Genomic DNA, 21,680 nt, shown 5'->3' on the forward strand with positions numbered 1-21,680 from the left:
TTCACTCGACTTGGGAAAAGGCTCCCGCCAAATTGGGCGCATCATGACGGAATCCACCGTTTCCGATACGCCCGCCGCGCCGCCGGCCTTTGCCGTCCGTTTCTGGGGCGTTCGCGGCAGCATCGCCTCCCCCGGTCCACAGACGGTTCACTACGGCGGCAACACGCCTTGCATCGAGGTGCGGTGCGGTGACGCGCTGCTGGTCCTGGACGCCGGCACCGGCATCCGCCCGCTGGGCGAGGCGCTGATGCGCCAGGGTCCGGTCGATCTCGACCTGCTGCTGACGCACAGCCACCTGGACCACATCTGCGGCCTTCCCTTCTTCGCGCCGGCCTTCGACGCGGCCAGTTCCGTGCGCATCTGGGCCGGGCATCTGGAGCCGGGGCGGACCATCCGCTCCGTCCTGCAGGGCATGATGTCGCCGCCGCTGTTCCCGGTGCCGGTGGAGATCTTCCGGGCCGACTGCTCCTTCCAGGAATTCGCGGCCGGCGACACGCTGACCCTGAAGCCGGGCGTCACCGTGCGCACCGGCCGGCTGAACCACCCCGACGAGGCCGTCGGCTACCGCATCGAGTTCGGCGGGCGCAGCTTCTGCTACGTCACCGACACGGAGCACCCGGCGGAGGGCCGCGACCCCCGTATCCTGGACCTCGTGCGCGGCGCCGACCTGCTGGTCTACGACAGCACCTACACCGACGCCGAATACCCCGCCCATCTCGGCTGGGGCCACTCGACGTGGCAGGAATGCCTGCGCCTCGCCGACGAGGCCGGGGTCGGCCGCGCGGTCATCTTCCACCACGACCCCAGGCGCACCGACGCGCAGCTGGACGCCATCGCCGCCGAGGCCGAGGCCTTGCGCCCCGGCACCCTGGTCGCCCGCGAAGGGATGGTCCTGTCGCCGTAAGGCCCTGACCGTGGGGCAGGGGGCTCGCGCCAAGCGGGCCTATGACCTTGGCTGTGATGTTTTTCGGTCACAAAAACCGCCGAAGTGCCAGTCCCATGGTGCGTTGTCACTGCCAAGTTCTGTGACAATCATGGTATGAAGGACGCTTGCAACCGGAGGGGGAACTCTGGGGATGAACAAGCGACCTTTTCTGCGCCTGTCATGGTTGAGCCTGCTCGCCGGCGGTATCCTCGCCGGCTGTGCTTCCACCCCCACTCCCCAGACATCGCTCGGCGGCGACCCACGGTCGATCACCCTGTACCACCCCGCCAGCGGTGAGACGGTCAGCGTCACCTACTGGCGGCCCGGCGGCTACGACCCCGCGGCCTTGCAGCGCATCTCCGAGCTGTTCCGCGACCGCAGGACCGGCGACGTCGCCCCGGTCGACCCGGCGCTGGTGGATATGCTGGTGGAACTGCGCGAGCGCTGCGGTGCGACGCCGGACACGCCGGTCCAGATCACCTCGGGCTACCGCTCGCAAGCGACGAACGTGGCGCTGGCCCGCACCAACCCGAACGTGGCGGAGCACAGTTACCACCTGCGCGGCCAGGCGGCGGACATCTACATCCCCGGCGTCTCCGCCCGCCGCATCGCGGAGGAGGCGGAGGCCATGCACCGCGGCGGCTACGCCATGTACGCCAGCACCGGCCACGTCCATGTGGACACCGGCCCCTTCCGCACCTGGACGCCGAAGGGCAACGGCGAACCGCGCACCACGCCGGCCATCCTCGAAGCCAGGGCGACCCCGCGCAAACCCGCCGCCCCGACGCCCGAGCCCGCCAGGGCGGAGGTCGCCGCGGTGGTGGAATCGGAGCCGAAACCGAAGCCGGTCGAGGTCAAGGCCGCGCCGGTGGCGGCACCCGCTCCCGCGCCCAGAAAGGCCGCGCCCGCGCCGGCCCAGGTGGCCGCCAAGGCCGAACCCGACCTGTCGCGCGTGCGCTACGTTCTGGCGCAGCTCAAGGACCAGCCGGCTCCGGTGGCGGCGAAGAGGAAGCCCTGATCGGTGGAAAGCTCCAGACGTTGGGTTTCGCTGCGCTCAATCCAACCTACGAGAGATTGCACGCTTCCGTAGGTTGGGTTGAGTAAAGCGAAACCCAACGTCTGAGCGTTACCTATTCTGAGCGTTACCTATACGGATCCGCCGCGTCGCGCAAACCGTCGCCGAGGAAGTTGAAGCTCAGCACCGTCACGATCACCGGAACCACCGGCAGCATCAGCCAGGGGTACAGGGCCACCACGTTGATGTTCTGCGCCTCGGTCAGCAGCACGCCCCAGCTGGTGATCGGCGGGCGCAGGCCAAGGCCGAGGAAGCTCAGCGCCGTCTCGCCCAGGATCATGCCGGGGATCGCCAAGGTGGCGGACGCGATCAGGTGGCTCATGAAGCTGGGCAGCAGGTGGCGGCCGATGATGCGGGCGGGGCTGGCGCCCATCAGCTGGGCGGCGGTGGTGAAGTCCTCCTCCCGCAGGGCCAGCAGCTTGGACCGCACGGCGCGGGCCAGCCCGGTCCATTCCAGCAGGCCCAGGATCATGGTGATCCCGAAATAGACGAAGATCGGGTTCCAGGTGACGGGCAGGGCGGCCGACAGGGCCATCCACAGCGGCAGCTCCGGGAAGGATCGGATGATCTCGATCAGGCGCTGGATCAGGTTGTCGACCCAGCCGCCGTAATAGCCGGCGATGCCGCCGATGGTGATCCCCAGCACGAAGCTGACCGTGATGCCGATCAGCCCGATGGTCAGCGAGATGCGCGTGCCGTAGATCATGCGCGACAGCAGGTCGCGGCCCAGCCGGTCGGTGCCCAGCAGGAACAGCGTGCCGCCCTCGGCCGGGCAGGCGAGATGCAGGTCGGCCTCGACCAGCCCCCAGAAGTGATAGGAATCGCCCCGGCACAGGAAGCGGATCGGCTGCACCTTGGCGGGGTCGGGCGCGTACTCCCGCTTCAGCGTCTCCAGGTTCAGGTGGTAGCTGTATCCGTAGACGAAGGGGCCGACGAAGCTCCCCTCGTGGAACAGATGCACGGCCTGCGGCGGGGCGTGGATAAATCGGGAATGGCGGCTGTCCACCGCGTAGGGCGCCAGCACCTCGCTGACCAGGGTGGAGGCGTAGAGCAGAATCAGGATCGCCCCCGACAGCACCGCCAGCTGGTGCCGCCGCAGCCGCCACCAGACCATCCACCACTGCGACGCCATGGTGAAGCGTTCCTGCTCCGGCGACAGGCGCTCGATCTCCTCCGGGTCCCAGGGGGCCGTGTCGACCGCGTGGGGCAGGGGGCCATGGGAAAGGGGCGTATCGCTCATCGCCGGGCTCCTCCGCCAAGCCGGATGCGCGGGTCGAGCGCCGCCAGCGCCAAATCCGACAGGAAGACGCCGACGACCGTCAGCACCGCCAGGAACATCAGGAAGGACCCGGCCAGATACATGTCCTGGCTGCGCAGCGCCTGCAGCAGCATCGGCCCCGTCGTCGGAAGCGACATCACCACCGACACCACCGCGGCGCCGGACACGATGTGCGGCAGCAGGTTGCCGATGTCGGCGACGAAGGGGTTCAGCGCCACCCGCAGCGGGTACTTCATCAGCGCCCGGCCGGGCGGCAGCCCCTTGGCGCGGGCGGTGACGACGTAGGGCTTGTGCAGCTCGTCCAGCAGGTTGGCGCGCAGGCGGCGGATCATCGCGGCGGTGCCCGAGGTGCCGATGACGATGACCGGGATCCACATGTGCTCGGCCACGCTCACCGCCTTGCCCCAGCTCCAGGGCTGGCCGAGGTATTTGGCGTCCATCAGCCCGCCGATGGACAGGCCGAACCACACGTTGGCGAAATACAGCAGCACCAGCGCCAGCAGGAAGTTCGGCGTCGCCAGCCCCAGGAAGCCCAGCAAGGTCAGCGTGTAGTCGCCCAGGCTGTACTGGTGCGTGGCGGAATAGATGCCGATGGGGAAGGACACGCCCCAGATGAAGACGATGGTGGCGGCGGAGATCACCACCGTCAGCACCAGCCGGTCGCCCACCACGTCCCGCACCGGCATGTTGTATTCGAAGGAATAGCCGAAATCCCCGCGCAGCATGCCGGCCAGCCAGACCGCGTACTGCTGGATCATCGGCCGGTCGAGCCCGTAGGTCTCCCGCAGCATGGCGAGCCGCCCCTGGTCCACATTCTCACCCCGGCTTTGCAGCTCGTTGACCATCGAGGTCAGGTAGTCGCCGGGCGGCAGCTGGATGATGACGAAGGTGATCGCGCTGATCGCCAGCAGCGTCGGGATCATGATCAGGATGCGGCGGATCACATAGCCCAGCATGGTGCCCTCCGATCATCCCGGACGAAAGCTCCCTTTCCGTCATCCCCGCGAAGGCGGGGATCCAGGGCACCCCGGCACGTTTCCGAATCGGCCTGGATCCCCGCCTTCGCGGGGATGACGATTACCGATCGTTCCGGCGCTGCACCCGAGAGGGAACGGGGTATGAATTGGTCCATCACCCGCCCTCCTTCGCCGCGAACCAGAAGGTGTCGGGGCGGTACATGCCGAAATGGGCGCCGGGGTCGTAGTTGAAGAGGCCCTCGGCCGGGACGTTGTTCAGGGTCTGCCGGGCCACCACCGGCTGCGGCACGCCGGCGACGGTGCCGATGGTGAAGACCTGGTCGGCGTTGATGGTCAGGATGCGCTCCCACGCCGCGGCGCGGCCGGCCTCGTCCGGGGCGTCGCGCCAGGCACGGTAGGCGTCGATCAGCTCCTTGGCCTCGGGCAGGTCGGGGGGCTCGCCCTCCTTGCCCATGGTCTGGTGGAACTGGCCCCATTTCGGCCACTGGTACTTGCCCTGGTCCACGGGCACCAGCTCGGCCGGGCTCATGTCGGCGGTGGCGATGGCGTCGTCCAGGCCGCGGGCGATGGACATGCAGGTCTCGCCCGCGAAGATGCGGTTGCGGAACACGTCCAGCTGCGAGGAGCGGATGTACAGCCGCGCGCCGATACGCCGCCAACCGTCGGCGATCAGCTCCAGCGCGTCGGTTTCCTCCGTGCTCTCCCCGGCGGTCTCCACGACGATCTCCAGCGGGCGGCCATCGGGCAGCAGGCGAACGCCGTTCGCGTCGCGTTTGGTCAGGCCGATCTCGTCCAGCAGGCGGCTGGCCTGCCGCACGTCGTGTTGGGCCCAGCGGTCCCGGTATTCCGGTTTCCACAGGGGCGAGGCCTCCAGCAGCGTGTTGTTGGACGGGGTGGCGAGGCCGTAATAGACGACCTGGTTCAACTCCTCCCGATCGATGGCCAGCGACAGGGCGCGGCGGTAGCGGGCGTCGCGGTTGAGCGTGCGCCACACCGGGTCGTTGCAGGTCAGGTTGGGGAACAGCGCCATCTGCGCCCCGATGCCGGTGCGCCACAGCGTCACCCGGTAGTCGTTGCGCTTCGCCCCCTGGGTCAGGAAGGTGTAGTTGTCGAACCGCAGGTAGCGCGCCTGAAGGTCGCTTTCCCCGGCCCCGGTCTTGGCGGGGATGATCTTGGCGTCGGCGACGGTCATGACGACGCGGTCGATGTAGGGCAGCTGCCGGCCCTGCGCATCCACCCGGTGGAACCAGGGGTTGCGGACGAAGACGAAGCGCTCCGCCGGCGGCGCGGTGGTCGGGACCCAGGGCTGGAGCGTCGGCAGGTCGGGGTTGTCGAACTCCGTCAGGTTGTCCTTGCGGTTGTGAAGCTGCTGCCAGCTTTTCTGGTGCGCCTCCTCCACCCGCTGCTTCAGCGTCGCGGCGTCGGTGTAGCGGGGGTGGAACTGCTTCAGGTAATGGGCCGGCGCGTAGATCTCGACCGGCTTGGCCCCGGCCAGCATGGGCAGGAAGAAGGGGTTGGGGTGGCTCCAGCTGTAGCGGACGGTGACCTCGTCGATGATCTCCACCGTCGGGCGTTCCCCGGCCACCAGCAGCTCGGCCGGGGGGCCGCCGGGGTAGCGCTTGGAGTTGGAGGCCATATCCTCCCACCAGTAGCGGAAATCCTCCGTGGTGAAGGGGTGCCCGTCGGACCAGCGGTGGCCGCGCCGCAGGGTGAAGGTGAAGACGCGGCTGTCGCTTTCCTCCACCCGCTCCAGAATGTCCGGGACGATGCGCAGGTCCGGCGTCAGCGCGACCAGCCGGGCGTAGCCGTAGACGTAGATCAGCCGGGTGTCCTTCACCCGCGCCATCAGCACATTCAGGTCCCCGCCGTGCCGTCCGGGCTTCTGCCATGCCCAGTCCATGGGCACGACGGCGGGCTCGGCGGGCAGGCGCTGGGTCACCGGCGGCAGGGTGCCCGCCGCGACCGCGCCGGCCAGCATGGGCGTCTCGACCGCCTCGTCAACGGCGCTAAACGCGCTCAACGCAAGAAAGACGAGGGCGAGGAGGGCAGGGCGGCGTGCCATCACGCCACCTCCCGCACCCGCACCGACGCGGCGGCGCGGACGCAGTGGCCGTTGCCGAGGTCCACCAGATGCGGCTGGTGGTCGGCGTCGATGGTGAAGGGCGCTGGCCAGCGCGCGGGGTCGGAGCTGCGGCCTTCCTCCAGCTCGGTCAGCGACAGCGGGCGGCTGGGGTCCGGTTCCGGCACGGCGGCCAGCAGCGCCTGGGTGTAGGGGTGGACCGGGTTGCGGAACAGCGCCTCGCGCGGGGCGCTCTCCACGATGCGGCCCCGGCACATGACCAGGATGCGGTCGGCCATGTAGTCCACCACCGCCAGATTGTGGCTGACGAACAGGTAGGTCAGGCCCAGCCGCTCCTTCAGGTCCTTCAGCAGGTTCAGCACCTGCGCCTGGATGGACACGTCCAGCGCCGACACCGGCTCGTCCAGCAGCAGCAGCTCCGGCCGCAGCGCCAGGGCGCGGGCGATGCCGATGCGCTGGCGCTGGCCGCCGGAGAAGCTGTGCGGGTAGCGCTTCAGGTGGCGGGCGTCGAGCCCGACCAGCTCCATCAGTTCCCGCACGCGGGCGGCGCGTTCGGCCTCGTCGCCGATGCGGTGGATGACCAGCGGCTCCGCGATGATGTCGGCGACGGGCATGCGCGGGTTCAGCGATCCGAACGGGTCCTGGAAGACGAACTGCACCTTGCGCCGGAAGGCGGTCAGCGCGTCGCCGCGCAGGCCCAGCACGTCCACGGCCCGGCCGTAATCGTTGAAGCGGACGGTGCCCGCGTCGGGGGTCAGGGCGCGCATCAGGATCTTCGACAGCGTGGTCTTGCCGCAGCCGGACTCCCCCACCAGCCCCAGGCATTCGCCCCGGCGGATGGTGAAGCTGACGTCGTCCACGGCCAGCGTGCCCGCCCCGGCCTTCGCCCCGAACCAGCCGGACTTGCGCGCGCCGTAGCGCTTGGTGATGCCCTCCACGGCCAGCAGGGGGCCGGCCTCGTCGGCGCCGGGCGGCCAGGGCCGGTGGTCCTGCTCCAGCAGGCTGCCGCCCTTCGACGTTATCGAGCGGATGGGCACCAGCCGCTCGCCGGGGGCCATGTGGAAGCGGGGAACGGCGCGCAGCAGCGCCTTCAGGTAAGGATGGCGCGGGTCGGCGAAGATGTCCTCGCGCGTGCCGGACTCCATCACCCGGCCCCGGTGCATGACCACCACCTCCTCCGCGAGGTTGGCGACCACCCCCAGGTCGTGGGTGATCAGCAGCACGGCCATCCCGAAATCCGCCTGCAAGTCCTTGATGAGCTTCAGGATCTGCGCCTGGATGGTGACGTCCAGCGCGGTCGTCGGCTCGTCCGCGATCAGCAGGGCCGGGCGGCAGACCAGCGCCATGGCGATCATCGCGCGCTGGCGCAGGCCGCCCGACAGCTCGAACGGGTAGGTGTCGAGCGCGCGTTTCGGGTCGGGGAAGCGCACCCGGCGCAGCATGTCCTCGGCCAGCGCGCGGGCCTGCGCGGCGGTCACCCGCTGGTGCAGCCGCACAGCCTCGCCCACCTGATCGCCGATGGTGTGCAGCGGCGAGAGGGAGGTCATCGGCTCCTGAAAGATGATGGAAATGCGGCCGCCGCGCAGCGCGCGCATGGCCTTGCCGTCGGCGGGCAGGCCGGCGATGTCGACGGTCCGGTCCCCGTCGTCGAACAGGATGCGCCCGCCGGTGATCTGGGCGGAGCGGGGCAGGATGCGCAGGATCGACTGCGCCGCCACCGACTTGCCGGACCCGGATTCTCCGACCAGCGCGACGGTGGACCCCGCCCGCACCCGGAAGGACACGCCGCGCACAGCCTGCACCACGCCGCCCGGAACATGGAAACCGACCTTCAGGTCTTCCACCCGGAGCAGCTTGCGGGTCATGATGCCGGTTCCTCCGGTCCTGTATGATCTGGGGGCTCGATGCCCAAGGCCAGCAGGTTGTCGATGGTGACCGGGCTCAGCCGCAGGCCCCTCCGCTTCACCGCCTCCACCGCCCGCTCGATCACCGCGTCGAAGCCGTCGAGCGTCGAGTCGATCCGGATGCGCCCGCCCCGCCCTCGCAGGGTCGCCTGCATCCAACCATCGTCGCGCCCGCGCCGGGTCGTGTAGTAGCGCAGCCGCAGGTCCGACAGCTCGTCCCAGCGGACCATGGCGCCCAGCGGCCCGTCAGCGCGCAGGGCGTCCTCGTCCATGGTCACACGGGTGATCTGGCGCTGGACGGTGCGCACGGCGAAGGCCGCGAACAGCAGCGCGCAGGCCGCCAGCGGCCCGCCGACCCAGGGGGTGACCGGGATCAGCGCCAGCGGCAGCGCCGTCAGCGCCAGCCCCGCCGCCGCCCGCGCGTAGTCGCCGAGCAGCACCGCGGAGGGATAGCGCAGCACCTCCGCCATTTCAGGGAACTCCGAACAGGGCGCCGGCCGGCAGCCAGGCCGCCGCCCGGTGACGCACGGTCTCGGACAGGAAACGTTCGGTGAAGGCCCAGGTTTCGCCGTCCATCACCAGATGGTGCGTCAGCAACCCGGTGGGTTCCCCGGCGTCAACCTCCCCCAGCCGGCGCGCGCGCAGATGGGCGACCGCCATGCCCAGCGACTCAGCCTCGCCCAGGAAGCGCCCGCCGTCGCGCCACGCCACCGGGTCCACATGCGTGTTGACGCACACGGGCGTGTTGACACAAGCAAGGGGGCCACTTGACACTTTTCGCGGGGCGAAGGTGGACAGGCCCTGGATTCCCAACTCCGTCAAACGCACCTCAACGCCGGGCGCGATGCGGTTCCAGGGCGGGACCAGGACGGGCAGGGCGCGCGCGCCAAACAGAGCTTCCAGCCGGCCTTTACCCTCGGCCAGCTCCGCCACCACGGTCTCCGCCGGCCGGTCGGCGCCCAGCTCGCACTTCTTGGCCGGTGGGGCGGCGTGGTTGGCGTGCGACCAGCCGTGCTGGAGCACGCTGACGAGGGGAAACCCTTCCAGAAGCCGGGCGAGATCCGGAGCGGCGGTCGCCGGCACGACGGCCAGCGCCAGGGGAACGCGCAAGGCGTCCGACAGGTCGGTGAGCCGTCCCAGCTCCGGCGTCGGCACCGTCGCGTCGTCGTCGCGCCACCAGAAGGTCGCGGTAAGCCCCCGGTCCGCCCAAGCGTCCAGCTCGGCAGCCAGATCGCCCCAACCGGCGCGCGGAGGGCTGAGAAGAGCGGTTTTCGTCATCACGACCGGGGTGCCGGGACCGAAACAGGCCCCAGCATGGCCCCCCCGGCGTGAAAATCCAAGCATCCCAAACGGTTTAGTGGCGCCTCGCCATATCCACCAGATCAGCCAGCAGGCGCGCGGTTTCGGCGGCGCCGTCCAGGCGGACGGGAACCGGCGGGGGCGGGGGCAGGGCGAGCGCCCGCTTCACGCCCTCGGCTAAACTCTCCGGCGTCAGGCCCGCCTCCTCGACCACGACCAGCCGGCCGCGCTGCTCCAGCAGGTGGGCGCGGGTGGCCTGTTCGGTCTCGTTGCCGGTGGCAAAGGGCACCACGACGGCGGGGCAGCCGGCTTGCAGCAGGTCCAGCACGGTGTTGTAGCCCGCTTGGCTGATCGACAGCCGGCAGCGGCGGAGTAGGGCGGGAAAGTCCGGCCGCGCGCGCTCCACCACCACGCCGGGCGGGGCCTCGGCCCGCAGGGCGTGGAACTCAGCCTCCGGCACATCCGGCCCGGCCAGCAGGCGCCAGCGCGCGTCCCGCGCGGGCGTCAGCGCGCGGGCGGCCAGCGCGGCGCGCAGCAGCGGCAACCCGACCGCCCCGCCGCCGACGGAGACGACCACCTCGTCCGCCCCGTCGTTCGTTTCTGCAACCGTGGGCGGGGGGGCGACGTAGCCGGTGTAGAGGATGCGCCCGGCGATGCGCGCGGCGGCGGGGAAGGTGGTCTCGAACGGGATCAGGGCCGGGTCGCCGTGCACCAGCACGCGGTCGAACAGGCGCTCCACCGTCGCGACGGTCTCGTCCAGCCGCTCAGGCTTCGACTTGGCGACCAGGATGTCGCGGACGGAACAGGCAGTGACCGTGCCGACGGCGCGGGCGGCCTCCAGCAGGGGCAGCAGCTCGAACCGGAAGGCGCGGCGGCCGAAGGGGAAGGACTCCACCAGCAGCGCGTCGGGCCGGGTGTGTTTAAACGCGTTGAGCACGGCCTCGCGCCGGCGGGCGCGCCAAGCGTCGTCAATGGGGCGGTCGTGCTCGTCCAGCAGGGTCTTGAAGGTCCCGTCGGCGGCGCGGGCCGGCGGAAGCTGGACGACGGCCGCCGGCCCGTAGTCGATGCCCGGCACCGGATGCCCGCCGCGCAGCACCGTCACGCCCATGCCGGCCCGCGCCAGCCCCCGCGCGATCAGCGCCGCCCGCCGGTCATGCCCGATGCCGAGCAAATGCTGGACATGGAAGAGGATGTTCATGGGAACCTTTCGGGGGCTGTCCGAGTACTCCCTCGCCCATCCCCGATGGGAGAGGGAGGGGCCCGCCGCAAAGCGGCGGGAGGGTGAGGGCAAGGTTTCTCCGAGAATCCAAGGAAGGCAGAGGAAGGACTCTCGGAAAAACCTTGCCCTCACCCTCCCACGCCTTCGGCGCGGGCCCCTCCCTCTCCCGCCGGAGGCGGGCGAGGGATTTTTAGGTCACGACACCTGTCGGCTCAGGACTTCGCGCAGGCGGATGGTGGTCTTTTCCAGGCGGTGGGCCAGCGCGCGCATGATCTCCACGCCCATCTGCGGGAACTCCTTCATCATCTGGAAGAAGTGGTCCTTGGGCACGCACAGCGTTTCCAGGTCGGTGGCGGCGCGGACGGTGGCGGTGCGGGGGACGTCGCAGAGGATGGCGATCTCGCCCACGATCTCGTTGGCGCCCAGCGTGGCGACGGCCAGCGGGCCGCCCGGACCGGTGACCACCACCTCCGCCTCGCCGCTCAGCAGGATGTAGGCGCAGCTGCCCATCTCGTCCTGGTGGAACAGGACGTCCCCGGCTTTGAAGTTCAGCCGCTCGCTGGTGAAGGCCAGCAGCTTCAGCTTGGCCGTCTCCACGTTGGCGAACAGCGGGATCCTGCGAAGGCACTCGACTTCTTCGGCGATGCTCATGCGCTCAAGCCTCCTCCGTGCCGGGCGGCCTATTCGGCCGTCATCATCTCATGCAGAAGCGTTCCGGGTCTGCTCAATTCCTCGAATCGGCCCTGTTCGGCGATGCGCCCGTCCTTCAGCACGATGACCCGGTCGAAGGCGCGTGCCAAGGTGGCGCGGTGCAGGACCCAGATCAGGCCGCAGCCCTGCCGGTCCTCCATGATCGCGCTGTGGACCTTGTTCTGGCTGGCGGTGTCCAGGCCGCTGGTCGCCTCGCTCAGCACCAGCAGGTCCGGCCGCTTCAGCAGGGCGCGGGCCAGCGCCGCCTTCTGCCGCTGCGCCGCCGACAGGCGGGACCCGGCGACGCCCACCGGATGGTCCAGCCCGACCTCCACCACCGTGTCGCGCAGGTTCAGCCGGTCGACCAGCTCCGCCAGGATGCGGCCGACCTTGGAATGGACCTGGGCCTGCCCGTAGACCAGCTTTCCGAACAGGATGTTGTCCTGGATGCTGGCTGCGGCGTTGTAGGTGTCCGGCTCAAAGAAGGCGACGGCGCCCTTCAGGTCCGCCGGCAGGTCGGCGGCGAAGACGCGCCGGGCTTCCATGAGCTGGCGCTCGATCTCGGCGGTCATCAGGCCCAGGCGGTGGCGGGCGGGGATCAAACGGAAGGGCAGGGCGATCAGCCGCGTCCGCTCCTCCGGCTTCAGGGTGCCCATGCCTTCCTTGGCGATGCGCCCCAGGATGGCCTGATACTCGGGCAGCTCGGCGAAGCCGATGAAGGAGAAGCGCTCGAAGAACTCGTGCCCCGGCGGCAGGCCGGCGAACAGTTCCACCATCGTCTCCGCCACGCGGCGGCCGACGTCCTGGAACAGCTCTGTCAGGCCGACCTTGTCCAGCACGTACAGCACGTACGGGTTGGAGGCGAGCGCGTCGGGCTGGAAGATCGGCCCGACCGGCGTGCCGAACAGCAGGTTCTCCGCGACGCTGGCGTTCAGGGTGTAGCGGGCTGGGTCGAACCGCTCCACAAGGCGGCCGAGGTCGGGGTTTTCCAGCATGGTCCGCATCGCATCGCGCGCTTCCAGCACGCGGGCGGCCACCTCCGGCCGCTTGTCCGGATCGACCGTGCGGCCGAGCCCCATGCCATACACGTCCTCGTCCAGGTTCACGAGCGTCAGCACCTTCAGGATGCGCGCCTTCAGGTCCTCCGGCCCGTCGCAGCCGGCGGCGGCGTAGTCGATCCAGTCCGCCCGCACGTCGTCGGTGGTGTTGCCGGACAGCACCGCCTCGGTCATGCGGCGCTTGCGCCGTTCGGGGGAGGGGTTGCCATGCTCACCCGGCCGCAGCGGCCGGTGCCGCAGGCCGTAGACGAGATTGTCGTAGAGCGAGGCGGCGAACAGGTAGGGCGTGGCCCCCACATAGGCGGCGCGGCGCCCGGTCACGCTTTCCGGCAGGACGGCGTAATCGCAGTCCCCCAGCTGGATCTGGCCGGCGCTGGGCAGCAGCACCCGCGCCGCCAGCTGCGCCAGCTCGTCCCGGCCGGACCCGATGCCGACGACGGCGGTGTGGCCGTCCAGCGGGATCTCGCAGCTGATCCCCTCCAGCACCCGCGCGCTGCCGTCCTCGCCGAAGCCGACGTTGCGGAAGGCCAGCGTGCCGCGCAGGGGGATGTCCTCCTCCCCGTTCAGCAGGTGGTCGTCCAGAAGATCCGGAACATGGAACTGTTCGACGACCTGGTCGTACTTGATCCGGTTGTCCTCCTTCTGCTGGTACCAGTCCAGCAGCTCCTTCCAGGGAGCGGCCAGATCCTTGTACGCGGCCAGCACCGCCACCAGCGCACCGAAGGACAGCCGCCCGTGGATGACCAGATAACCGCCGATGGAATAGAAGAAGAAGGGCGTCAACTGGTTGATGAAGTTGTTTAAAAATTTCACGAAGAACTTGCGCTGATAGATCTCGAACCGGATGTCGTAGACATCGCCAAGCCGGTGGCTGAGATCGGCGAGATGCCACGCGGCGGTGTTGTGGGTGTGCACCTCCTGGATGCCGGACACCGTTTCGCCGATGCGGTCAGCGATTTGACGCATGGCTCGTACGCGCTGCTTGCCAAGCTGATTGACCTTGCGCTGCAAGCGCGGGATGAGCCACCCTTGGAACGGGTAGAGCGCCACCGCCGCCGCGCCCAGCACCGGGTCCTGGATGAAGATGAAGGCGATGTAGACCAGCAGCGTGCCGCCCTGGAACACGGGGATGGCGACGGCGTCGCCGATGAAGCCGCCCAGCGGTTCCACCTCCGCCGTGATCATCGGGATGATCTCGCCCGGCGACATCTTCCGGAAGCGCGGCAGCGGAAAGCGCAGGACCCGCACATACAGCTCGTACCGCAGACGGCGCAGCATCCGCTCGCCCAGCCGCCCCTTGTAGGTGTTGATGACGTACTTGAACCACCCGTTAACCAACACCAAGCTCAGGAACAGCCCGCACAGCACGAACAGGTAACTTACCTGATCGACGTGGAAGCCCAGGAAGGATTGGGGCAGCCTTTTGCCGGCGATGGCTTCGTTGACGATCCGCTTCGGCAGGTCGAGCGAGGCATAGAGGAACGGAAACGACGCCAGGGTCATGACGGTCAGCGCGATCTGCTGGCGGGCGCTGTGCCGAAAGATGAACCGGAAGATGCTGGATTCCATGGCGCCATTCTACCAAGGGGACACGGGCGCGCAGAGGTAGCAGAAACCGTACCTCCTTTGCTGCACGGCAGCATGGGGCATGGTTCCTGATACACTGGTCTGCTACAACCGCAAAGGCGGCATGACGCACACTCATTCACGGACCGCGCGCAGGCCGGGACGGCCCGGCCAGACGGTGGGGCCAGATGTGGGGCCAGATATGGGGGAAGGAAAGCTCATGAGCGAACGCCCATCCTCCGGCCGCGTGCTGATCTACAGCCACGACACCTTCGGGCTCGGCCATCTGCGCCGTTGCCGGGCCATCGCCCATGCGCTGGTGGAGCGTTACAAGGACCTGTCCGTGCTGATCCTGTCGGGGTCGCCCATCGTGGGCAGCTTCGACTTCCGCGCGCGCGTCGATTTCGTGCGCATCCCCGGCGTGATCAAGCTGCGCAACGGCGAGTACACCGCGCTGAACCTGCACCTGGACATCGACGAGATTCTGGCGATGCGGGCCTCGCTGATCCGCCACACGGCGGAGATGTACCAGCCCGATCTGTTCATCGTGGACAAGGAACCGCTGGGCCTGCGCGGCGAGGTGCGGGAGACTCTGCACGACCTGAAGGCGCGCGGCGTGCCGCTGGTGCTGGGCCTGCGCGATGTGCTGGACGAGCCGGCGCTGCTCGCCCCGGAGTGGGAGCGCAAGGGCGTGCTGCCGGTGCTGGACAGCCTCTACGACGAGATCTGGGTCTACGGCCTGCCGCAGGTCTGCGACCCGCTGGAGGGGATCGACCTTTCGGACGAGGCGCGGGCCAAGATGGTCTACACCGGCTATCTGCAGCGCACCGTCCCGGCCGCCGCCCCGCACGAGCCCGGCCTGCCGGAGGAGCCCTACATCCTGGTCACCCCCGGCGGCGGCGGCGACGGGGATGCGATGGTGGACTGGGTCCTGCGCGCCTACGAGGCTGACCCCGACATCCCCTACCGCGCCGTGCTGGTCTTCGGCCCCTTCATGCAGCCGGAACTCCAGGCGCAGTTCCTGGCGCGGGCCGACGCCCTGCCGAAGGTCACCGCCACCGCCTTCGAGGCGCGGATCGAGAGGCTGATGCAGGGGGCGGCTGGGGTGGTCGCCATGGGCGGCTACAACACCTTCTGCGAGATCCTGTCCTTCGACAAGCGGGCGCTGATCGTTCCACGTGAAACGCCGCGCCGCGAGCAGACCATCCGGGCAACCCGCGCGCGGGACCTGGGGCTGGTGTCCGTGCTGATGGACGACGGGGTGCGCCACGCCGCCGCCATGGCGACGGCCCTGCGCCGGCTTCCCTGGCAGTCCCCGCCCTCCTCGGTCGTCGTGCCCGGCCTGCTGGACGGGCTGGACAGCGTCAACCGGCTGGCCGGGCGGTACCTGCCGCAAAGGGAGTTGATGCGGGAGAGGGAGCCGGAGCTTCGGCGCGCCGCCGGGGGCTGCGCGTGAGCGCAAATCCCATGACGGTCGCCCCCATGACGGTTGCCGTCCTCGTGAAGGGCTGGCCGCGCCTGTCGGAGACCTTCATCGCGCAGGAAATCCTGGGGCTGGAGCGGCGCGGCTTGCGTCAACACATCATCAGCTTGCGTCACCCGACCGACAAGGCGGTGCACGAGCTGAACCGCCGCGTCGCCGCCCCGGTCACCTACCTGCCCGAGTATCTGCACCAGGAACCGGTGCGGGTGCTGCGCGCGCTGGCCGCCGCGCGGCGCTTGCCCGGCTGGCGGACGGCTCGGGCCGCCTGGACGGCCGATCTGCGCCGCGACCCCACGCGCAACCGCGTCCGCCGCTTCGGCCAGGCCTGCGTGCTGGCGGCGGAGCTGCCGGCCGGGGTGGGGTGGCTGCACGCCCATTTCCTGCACACGCCGGCCAGCGTGGCCCGCTACGCCGCCCTGCTGACCGGCCTGCCCTGGAGCTTTTCCGCCCACGCCAAGGACATCTGGACCTCGCCCGACTGGGAAAAGCGGGAAAAGCTGGCCGAGGCGCGCTGGGGCGTCACCTGCACGGGCTTCGGCCACGACCATCTCGCCGCGCTGGCGGCGGAGCCGGAGCGGGTCGAGCTGCTGTACCACGGGCTGGACTTCGCCCGCTTCCCCGACCCGCCCGCCGTGCGTCCGGCGCGCGACGGGTCCGATCCCGCCGACCCGGTGATCCTGCTGTCGGTCGGGCGGGCGGTGGAGAAGAAGGGCTTCGACCTGCTGGTCGACGCGCTGGGCCGCCTGCCGGACGGGCTGCACTGGCGCTGGGTCCATGTCGGCGGTGGGGAGCGTTTGACGGCGTTGAAGGCGCAGGCCGCCAGTCTCGGCCTGACCGGCCGGATCGAGTGGATGGGCGCGCGGGCGCAGGACGCGGTGATCGCCCAGTACCGGCGCGCCGACCTGTTCGTGCTGCCCTGCCGGACGGCGCGCGACGGCGACCGCGACGGGCTGCCCAACGTGCTGATGGAGGCGCAGGCGCAGGCTCTGCCCTGCCTGTCCACCCGCACCGCCGCGGTGCCGGAGCTGATCGAGGACGGCGCCACCGGCCGGCTGGTCGAGCCGGAGGATCCCCAGGCGCTGGCCGACGCGCTGGAACGGCTGATCCGCGACCCGGCGACCCGTGCCGCGCTGGGCCGGGCCGGTGCGGCGCGCGTGCGCCGGGATTTCGGCTGCGAGGCGGGCATCGACCGCCTGTTCGCGCGCTTCACCGGCGGGGGTAGTCCTATGACCTTTGTTGGTGATCCGGCCTGTTGTGCGTTGCACGACTGATGGGCGGGCGGTAAAGTGTTAACGCCGCGCCACGACTGCGACCTCATGACCATCTTCTCCGACTCCAGCGCTTCGTCCCTGCTCACCTTCATCGAGCTGGACGACGACACCGATGCGGTCGTCACCAGCCACGAGCTGTCGGTGACGCGCAGCAAGCTGGGCGATCTGCTCGACCTGTTGCCGGCGGGGCTGCTGATCCATCAGGAAATGGGCATCGTCTTCGCCAACCAGGAAGCCGCGCGCATCCTGGGCCAGAGCGGCGACGCGCTGGTCGGGCGCCATTTCCTGGATTTCGTGGAGGAGGCGGACACCGAGGCGCAGCGCGCGGCCTTCCTGCGCTGCCTTCAGGAACGGGAGCTGATCCGCTCGCAGGACGGCGTCGTCGTCTCCGCGGACGGGCGGCGCACCTGCGCGCAGGTCAGCATGTCGCCGCTGCCCTGGGACGGGCTGCCGGTCATCTATGTGCTGATCAACGACGTGACGGCGCTGAAGGAGAGCGAGGAGCGCTTGCGTCAACTGTCGATCACCGACCCGTTGACCGGCGCCTGCAACCGCCGCCATTTCTTCGACGTCGCGGAGCAGGAGATGGCCCGCTCCCGCCGCTACGACCGGCCGGTCGCCTTGCTGGTGCTGGACGTCGACCACTTCAAGCGCATCAACGACACCCACGGCCACGCTGTCGGGGACGAGGCGTTGCGGGTCTTCACCGACGCCTGCCAAAGCGTTTTGCGCGGCAACGACCTGCTGGGCCGCATGGGCGGGGAGGAGTTCGCCATCCTGCTGCCGGAAACCGACGCCGCCGGCGCCGCCCTGGTGGCCGAGCGCATCCGCGCCCGCACGGCGGAGCTGTCCGTCCCGGCCGGAGCGGAGGAGGTGCGCTTCACCGTGTCCATCGGGCTGGCCTCCTGCCACGCCGGGTCCCGCAGCGTGGACGGCCTGCTGTCCTGCGCCGACGAGGCGCTGTACCGCGCCAAGGCCGCCGGCCGGAACCGGGTGGTCGCCGCGCCGGACCCGGTCCTTATCTAGAACGGTTGGGGAGCGCGGGCGGGCATGCGCATCGCCTTCTACGCGCCTCTGAAATCCCCGACGCACCCCGTCCCGTCGGGCGACCGCCGCATGGCGCGCCTGCTGATCGCCGCGCTGGAGGCCGGCGGGCACCGGGTGACGCTCGCCTCCAACCTGCGCAGTTGGGACGACGGCCGCCAGCCCGGCCGGGCGGAGCGCCTCGCGGAGCTGGGCGCCCGCTGCGCCGACCGGCTGATCCGGCGCTGGCAGGGGGAACCGCCGGACCTCTGGTTCACCTACCACCTCTACCACAAGGCCCCGGACTGGATCGGCCCGACGGTCTGCCGCCGTTTCGGCATTCCCTACGTGGCGGCCGAGGCTTCCTTCGCGCCCAAGCGCGCCATCGGCCCCTTCGCCGCCGGACACTGCGCCACGGAATCGGCGATCCGGCAGGCCGCCGCCATCGTCACCATAGCCGGCCACGACGCGGAGGGCATCCTGCCCCTGCTCGACTCGCCGGACCGGCTGGTGCCCCTGCGCCCCTTCATCGAGACTGCCCCCTTCGCCGCCGCCGCGGACGCCCGCGCGCAGCACCGTGCCGCGCTGGCCGAGCGCCACGGCCTGTCTCCGGACGTCCCCTGGCTGCTGGCCGTCGGCATGATGCGCCCCGGCGACAAGGAGCGCTCGTACGAGATCCTGGCGGAAGCTCTGGCCGGAAAAGCTTTGCCCCCTCTTCACCTCCTCCTCGTCGGCGACGGCTCTGCCCGTGCTCGGATCGAGTTGCTTTTTGCCCGTGGAGCCGTTCACTTCCTCGGCCAACTCGATGCACCCGCCCTTCCGGCCCTTTACGCCGCCTCGGACCTTCTCGTCTGGCCCGCGATCAACGAGGCTTATGGCATGGCGCTGCTGGAAGCGCAGGCGGCCGGGCTGCCGGTCGTGGCCGGGCGGACGGGCGGCGTGCCCGACGTGGTGCGCGACGGCGTCACCGGGCTGCTGACGCCCGTCGGCGATGCGGTTGCCTTCGCCGGTGCCGTCGAGTCGCTGCTGCGCGACTCGGAGCGCCGCCGGGCCTTCGGCGAGGCCGCGCGCCGCATCGCGCGCGACGAGCACGACTTTTCCATCGCGGCGGCCGAACTGGATGGCTTGGTTCGGCGCATCGCGCTCAAGGGAACCCCATGACCGACCTCATCATCCTGCGCCACGGCCCGACGGCCTGGAACGCCGCCGGCCGCATCCAGGGCAGCGTCGACGAGCCCCTGTCCGACGCCGGCCGCACCCGAGTCGCCCTCTGGCGCCTGCCTTCCGAGGTGCTGAACTACCGCTGGGTCGCCAGCCCGAAGCGGCGCGCCTGGGAAACGGCGCGGCTCCTCGGCCTCGACCCCACGCCGGAGCCCCGGCTGGTGGAGATGAACTGGGGCGACTGGGAAGGGCGCCTGCTGGACGATCTGCGGGCGAGCGGCGCCCTAACGGCGGAGCGCGAGCAGCTCGGCCTCGACTTCCACGCGCCGGGCGGGGAGAGCCCGCGCGACGTGCAGAACCGCCTGAAGCCCTGGCTGGCCGAACTGGCGGCCGACGGTCGCCCAACCGGCGCCGTCGCCCACAACGGCGTCATGCGCGCGCTCTACGCGCTGGCCACCGGTTGGGACATGGTCGCCAAACCGGCGCACCGCCTCACGGACGGCTGCTTCCACCGCTTCCGGATCGCCAAGGATGGAACGCCCAGCGTCGTGGCGATGAATGTTTCGATAGTGGAATGAAGCGCTTTTAGAAACCCCTCGCCCGCCCCCGGCGGGAGAGGGAGGGGCCCATCGCAAAGCGATGGGAGGGTGAGGGCAAGGTTTCGCCGAGACTCCAGGGCATGCAGTCGCAAGATTCTCGGGAAAACCTTGCCCTCACCCTCCCGCCACATTGCGGCGGGTCCCTCCCTCTCCCAGCGGGGCTGGGAGAGGGGATAGAAGCGCCGATTCAGATATTCAGATCCACGATCACTGGGACATGGTCTGAGGGTTTCGGCTCCCAGCCGCGGGCGTCGCGGAGGATTTGGTGGCCCTGCAAGGCGTCCTTCAGCGGCGGCGTCACCCACACATGGTCCAGGCGGCGGCCCCGGTTGGACGCCGCCCAATCCTTCGCGCGGTAGCTCCACCAGGTGTAGAGCTTTTCCGTTTCGGGAACGAAATGACGCACGGCGTCCACCCAGCCGATGGAGCGCTGCATGGCCGTCAGCTTCTCCACCTCAATGGGCGTGTGCGAGACGATCTTCAGCAACTCCTTGTGATTCCACACATCGTGCTCCAGCGGCGCGATGTTCAGGTCGCCGACCATGACCATGCGCCGCTCGGGGCTGCGGTGGGTGGTCCACCACTCGGTCATTTCGTCTACGAACTGAAGTTTGTGGGCGAACTTGTCGTTTTGTTCCGGGTCCGGAATGTCTCCGCCCGCCGGGATGTAGACGCTGTGCAGCTCGATCCCGCCCGGCAGCTCGGCCAGCGCGTGGCGGCAGTCCTGCTTCTTGCACCAGTGCTGCACGTCGCGCGAGACGAAGGGCAGCTTCGACAGGATGGCGACCCCGTTGTAGCTCTTCATCCCGTGGACGTGAGCGTGGACGTAGCCCTTCTCGGCCAGCGGGGCCAGGGGGAAGTCCGCGTCGACGACCTTGGTTTCCTGAAGGCAGATGACGTCCGGCTGCGTCTCGTCGATCAGGCGAAGCAGCAACTCCATCCGCATGCGGACGGAGTTGATGTTCCAGGTGGCAATGCGCATTCGATTACTCAGCCGATGGTCACGGTCAGGGTGCCGACGCCCTCGACGGCGCCTTCCAGCCGGTCGCCGCTGACCACGGCGGCCACGCCCTCCGGCGTGCCGGTGTAGATCAGGTCGCCTGGCTGAAGCTCGACAAGGCCAGACAGGTACGAGATCGTTTCGGAGATGGACCAGATCAGGTCGGACAGGTCGCCCTTTTGGCGCAGGTCACCGTTGACCGACAGCGTCACCGCGCCCTTGTCCGGGTGGCCGATGTCGGCGGCGCGGCGGATGGCGCTGCAGGGGGCGGAATGGTCGAAGCCCTTGCCCATGTCCCAGGGCTTGCCTTCCTTCTTCGCGGCGTTCTGAAGGTCGCGGCGCGTCATGTCCAGCCCGACGGCGTAGCCGTAGACATGCTCCAGCGCGCTCTCCACCGGGATGTCGCGCCCGCCGCGCCCGATGGCGACGACCAGCTCGATCTCGTGGTGGAGGTTGGCGGTCTTGGGCGGGTAGGGGACGGTGCCGCCGTCGGCCACGACGGCGTCGGCGGGCTTGGCGAAGAAGAAGGGCGGCTCACGGTCCGGATCGGCGCCCATCTCGCGCGCGTGGGCGGCGTAGTTGCGGCCGACGCAGTAGATGCGGCGGACCGGGAACGGATCGCCGCCGACGACCGGAACGGTGGGCTGGGACCACAGAGGGATGGCGTAGGCCATGGCGCGCCTTTCTTTCGGATGCTGCGGACACCAACACCTATCCGAAAGTCTGCTTGCCTGAAAGCCCGCCGGACGGACAATGATCTTGTCTGAAAGACGGTCTTGTCTGGAAGCATGGGCCGGGCGCGAAGACGCCCGGTCTGGGGGGGACCGGGCGTCGGAAGCTCCGTTCCGGATCCCGCGGGCGGCAGGGGAAGACCGGCCGCGGGCAACCGCGTCAGGCATGCCCGTGAATTCGGCGGGGCGCGGTCACTTCGTACACTTAGAGGTGGTCACTGCTTGCGGTGTAACCAATGCGTAACGCGAATGGGTGCTATGCAATCGAATCGGACTGCGCGGTTCTTGCTGACAAAAGTAGCACTTGCCTGCATTTTACCCGACCAACAGACAAGCTCAT

Annotated in this window: 18 protein-coding genes; 7 read left to right on the forward strand and 11 right to left on the reverse strand. The window is 69.6% G+C overall.

Going from position 1 to position 21,680, the window contains the following annotated elements; all coding sequences use genetic code 11:
* Window positions 1-43 precede the first annotated feature (43 nt).
* Window positions 44-904: an MBL fold metallo-hydrolase gene (locus ACSVC7_RS15560; RefSeq protein WP_448205180.1), complete on the forward strand. Its 861-nt coding sequence runs from the start codon at window positions 44-46 to the stop codon at window positions 902-904.
* A gap of 172 nt (window positions 905-1,076) precedes the next feature.
* Window positions 1,077-1,943: a peptidoglycan L,D-endopeptidase MepK gene (locus tag ACSVC7_RS15565; protein WP_448205179.1), complete on the forward strand. Its 867-nt coding sequence runs from the start codon at window positions 1,077-1,079 to the stop codon at window positions 1,941-1,943.
* Window positions 1,944-2,067: 124 nt separating this feature from the next.
* Here the strand turns inward: ACSVC7_RS15565 and ACSVC7_RS15570 are convergent, their stop codons facing one another.
* The 9 genes from ACSVC7_RS15570 to ACSVC7_RS15610 all read right to left on the reverse strand — a co-directional run bounded on the left by ACSVC7_RS15570 (window position 2,068) and on the right by ACSVC7_RS15610 (window position 14,075).
* Window positions 2,068-3,240, reverse strand: a complete 1,173-nt coding sequence (locus tag ACSVC7_RS15570) for an ABC transporter permease (protein ID WP_448205178.1) — start codon at window positions 3,238-3,240, stop codon at window positions 2,068-2,070.
* Entirely contained in the window at window positions 3,237-4,235 is a 999-nt protein-coding gene (locus ACSVC7_RS15575) for an ABC transporter permease (RefSeq protein ID WP_448205177.1), read from the reverse strand. Before ACSVC7_RS15575 ends, ACSVC7_RS15570 begins: the two co-directional genes overlap by 4 nt.
* A 175-nt stretch (window positions 4,236-4,410) precedes the next feature.
* Window positions 4,411-6,318: an ABC transporter substrate-binding protein gene (locus ACSVC7_RS15580; RefSeq protein WP_448205176.1), complete on the reverse strand. Its 1,908-nt coding sequence runs from the start codon at window positions 6,316-6,318 to the stop codon at window positions 4,411-4,413.
* Entirely contained in the window at window positions 6,318-8,201 is a 1,884-nt protein-coding gene (locus tag ACSVC7_RS15585; RefSeq protein WP_448205175.1) for an ABC transporter ATP-binding protein, read from the reverse strand. The genes ACSVC7_RS15580 and ACSVC7_RS15585 overlap by 1 nt, the downstream gene beginning before the upstream one ends.
* Window positions 8,198-8,710 (reverse strand): hypothetical protein, encoded by a 513-nt coding sequence (locus ACSVC7_RS15590; RefSeq protein ID WP_448205174.1) that lies wholly within the window; start codon window positions 8,708-8,710, stop codon window positions 8,198-8,200. The genes ACSVC7_RS15585 and ACSVC7_RS15590 overlap by 4 nt, the downstream gene beginning before the upstream one ends.
* Before the next feature lies 1 nt (window position 8,711).
* Window positions 8,712-9,518: a polysaccharide deacetylase family protein gene (locus ACSVC7_RS15595; protein WP_448205173.1), complete on the reverse strand. Its 807-nt coding sequence runs from the start codon at window positions 9,516-9,518 to the stop codon at window positions 8,712-8,714.
* A 76-nt stretch (window positions 9,519-9,594) separates the two neighbouring features.
* Complete coding sequence (locus tag ACSVC7_RS15600) at window positions 9,595-10,737, reverse strand: glycosyltransferase family protein (RefSeq protein WP_448205172.1); 1,143 nt, start codon at window positions 10,735-10,737, stop codon at window positions 9,595-9,597.
* A 216-nt stretch (window positions 10,738-10,953) separates the two neighbouring features.
* Complete coding sequence (locus tag ACSVC7_RS15605) at window positions 10,954-11,409, reverse strand: cyclic nucleotide-binding domain-containing protein (protein ID WP_448205171.1); 456 nt, start codon at window positions 11,407-11,409, stop codon at window positions 10,954-10,956.
* Window positions 11,410-11,438: 29 nt separating this feature from the next.
* Window positions 11,439-14,075, reverse strand: a complete 2,637-nt coding sequence (locus ACSVC7_RS15610) for an ABC transporter transmembrane domain-containing protein (RefSeq protein ID WP_448205170.1) — start codon at window positions 14,073-14,075, stop codon at window positions 11,439-11,441.
* Between the two features lie 217 nt (window positions 14,076-14,292).
* Between ACSVC7_RS15610 and ACSVC7_RS15615 the strand changes: the two genes are divergently transcribed.
* From ACSVC7_RS15615 to ACSVC7_RS15635, 5 genes are read left to right on the forward strand one after another with little or no spacing between them, the layout of a single operon-like run.
* Complete coding sequence (locus ACSVC7_RS15615; protein WP_448205169.1) at window positions 14,293-15,528, forward strand: glycosyltransferase family protein; 1,236 nt, start codon at window positions 14,293-14,295, stop codon at window positions 15,526-15,528.
* Between the two features lie 11 nt (window positions 15,529-15,539).
* Window positions 15,540-16,826, forward strand: coding sequence for a glycosyltransferase (locus ACSVC7_RS15620; RefSeq protein WP_448205168.1), 1,287 nt, complete (start codon window positions 15,540-15,542; stop codon window positions 16,824-16,826).
* Window positions 16,827-16,871: 45 nt separating this feature from the next.
* Complete coding sequence (locus tag ACSVC7_RS15625; protein ID WP_448205167.1) at window positions 16,872-17,852, forward strand: GGDEF domain-containing protein; 981 nt, start codon at window positions 16,872-16,874, stop codon at window positions 17,850-17,852.
* A gap of 24 nt (window positions 17,853-17,876) precedes the next feature.
* Window positions 17,877-19,010: a glycosyltransferase family 4 protein gene (locus ACSVC7_RS15630; RefSeq protein WP_448205166.1), complete on the forward strand. Its 1,134-nt coding sequence runs from the start codon at window positions 17,877-17,879 to the stop codon at window positions 19,008-19,010.
* Window positions 19,007-19,588, forward strand: coding sequence for a histidine phosphatase family protein (locus ACSVC7_RS15635; RefSeq protein ID WP_448205165.1), 582 nt, complete (start codon window positions 19,007-19,009; stop codon window positions 19,586-19,588). Before ACSVC7_RS15630 ends, ACSVC7_RS15635 begins: the two co-directional genes overlap by 4 nt.
* A 208-nt stretch (window positions 19,589-19,796) precedes the next feature.
* Here ACSVC7_RS15635 and xth read toward each other — a convergent pair whose 3' ends face one another.
* Both xth and ACSVC7_RS15645 read right to left on the reverse strand, forming a co-directional pair.
* Window positions 19,797-20,591 (reverse strand): exodeoxyribonuclease III, encoded by a 795-nt coding sequence (xth, locus tag ACSVC7_RS15640; protein ID WP_448205164.1) that lies wholly within the window; start codon window positions 20,589-20,591, stop codon window positions 19,797-19,799.
* A gap of 8 nt (window positions 20,592-20,599) precedes the next feature.
* Window positions 20,600-21,283: a fumarylacetoacetate hydrolase family protein gene (locus tag ACSVC7_RS15645; protein ID WP_448205163.1), complete on the reverse strand. Its 684-nt coding sequence runs from the start codon at window positions 21,281-21,283 to the stop codon at window positions 20,600-20,602.
* Between the last annotated feature and the right edge of the window lie 397 nt (window positions 21,284-21,680).

Source organism: Azospirillum mesophilum (assembly GCF_053470405.2).

Bases quoted from the DNA above. Each gene is read 5' to 3' on its own strand.
- ACSVC7_RS15630 (WP_448205166.1), top strand. From the start codon at position 17,877: ATGCGCATCGCCTTCTACGCGCCTCTGAAATCCCCGACGCACCCCGTC.
- ACSVC7_RS15610 (WP_448205170.1), bottom strand. From the start codon at position 14,075: ATGGAATCCAGCATCTTCCGGTTCATCTTTCGGCACAGCGCCCGCCAG.
- ACSVC7_RS15560 (WP_448205180.1), top strand. From the start codon at position 44: ATGACGGAATCCACCGTTTCCGATACGCCCGCCGCGCCGCCGGCCTTT.
- ACSVC7_RS15565 (WP_448205179.1), top strand. From the start codon at position 1,077: ATGAACAAGCGACCTTTTCTGCGCCTGTCATGGTTGAGCCTGCTCGCC.
- ACSVC7_RS15580 (WP_448205176.1), bottom strand. From the start codon at position 6,318: ATGGCACGCCGCCCTGCCCTCCTCGCCCTCGTCTTTCTTGCGTTGAGC.
- ACSVC7_RS15645 (WP_448205163.1), bottom strand. From the start codon at position 21,283: ATGGCCTACGCCATCCCTCTGTGGTCCCAGCCCACCGTTCCGGTCGTC.
- ACSVC7_RS15585 (WP_448205175.1), bottom strand. From the start codon at position 8,201: ATGACCCGCAAGCTGCTCCGGGTGGAAGACCTGAAGGTCGGTTTCCAT.
- ACSVC7_RS15605 (WP_448205171.1), bottom strand. From the start codon at position 11,409: ATGAGCATCGCCGAAGAAGTCGAGTGCCTTCGCAGGATCCCGCTGTTC.
- ACSVC7_RS15615 (WP_448205169.1), top strand. From the start codon at position 14,293: ATGAGCGAACGCCCATCCTCCGGCCGCGTGCTGATCTACAGCCACGAC.
- xth (WP_448205164.1), bottom strand. From the start codon at position 20,591: ATGCGCATTGCCACCTGGAACATCAACTCCGTCCGCATGCGGATGGAG.
- ACSVC7_RS15575 (WP_448205177.1), bottom strand. From the start codon at position 4,235: ATGCTGGGCTATGTGATCCGCCGCATCCTGATCATGATCCCGACGCTG.
- ACSVC7_RS15620 (WP_448205168.1), top strand. From the start codon at position 15,540: ATGACGGTCGCCCCCATGACGGTTGCCGTCCTCGTGAAGGGCTGGCCG.
- ACSVC7_RS15600 (WP_448205172.1), bottom strand. From the start codon at position 10,737: ATGAACATCCTCTTCCATGTCCAGCATTTGCTCGGCATCGGGCATGAC.
- ACSVC7_RS15595 (WP_448205173.1), bottom strand. From the start codon at position 9,518: ATGACGAAAACCGCTCTTCTCAGCCCTCCGCGCGCCGGTTGGGGCGAT.
- ACSVC7_RS15625 (WP_448205167.1), top strand. From the start codon at position 16,872: ATGACCATCTTCTCCGACTCCAGCGCTTCGTCCCTGCTCACCTTCATC.
- ACSVC7_RS15570 (WP_448205178.1), bottom strand. From the start codon at position 3,240: ATGAGCGATACGCCCCTTTCCCATGGCCCCCTGCCCCACGCGGTCGAC.
- ACSVC7_RS15635 (WP_448205165.1), top strand. From the start codon at position 19,007: ATGACCGACCTCATCATCCTGCGCCACGGCCCGACGGCCTGGAACGCC.
- ACSVC7_RS15590 (WP_448205174.1), bottom strand. From the start codon at position 8,710: ATGGCGGAGGTGCTGCGCTATCCCTCCGCGGTGCTGCTCGGCGACTAC.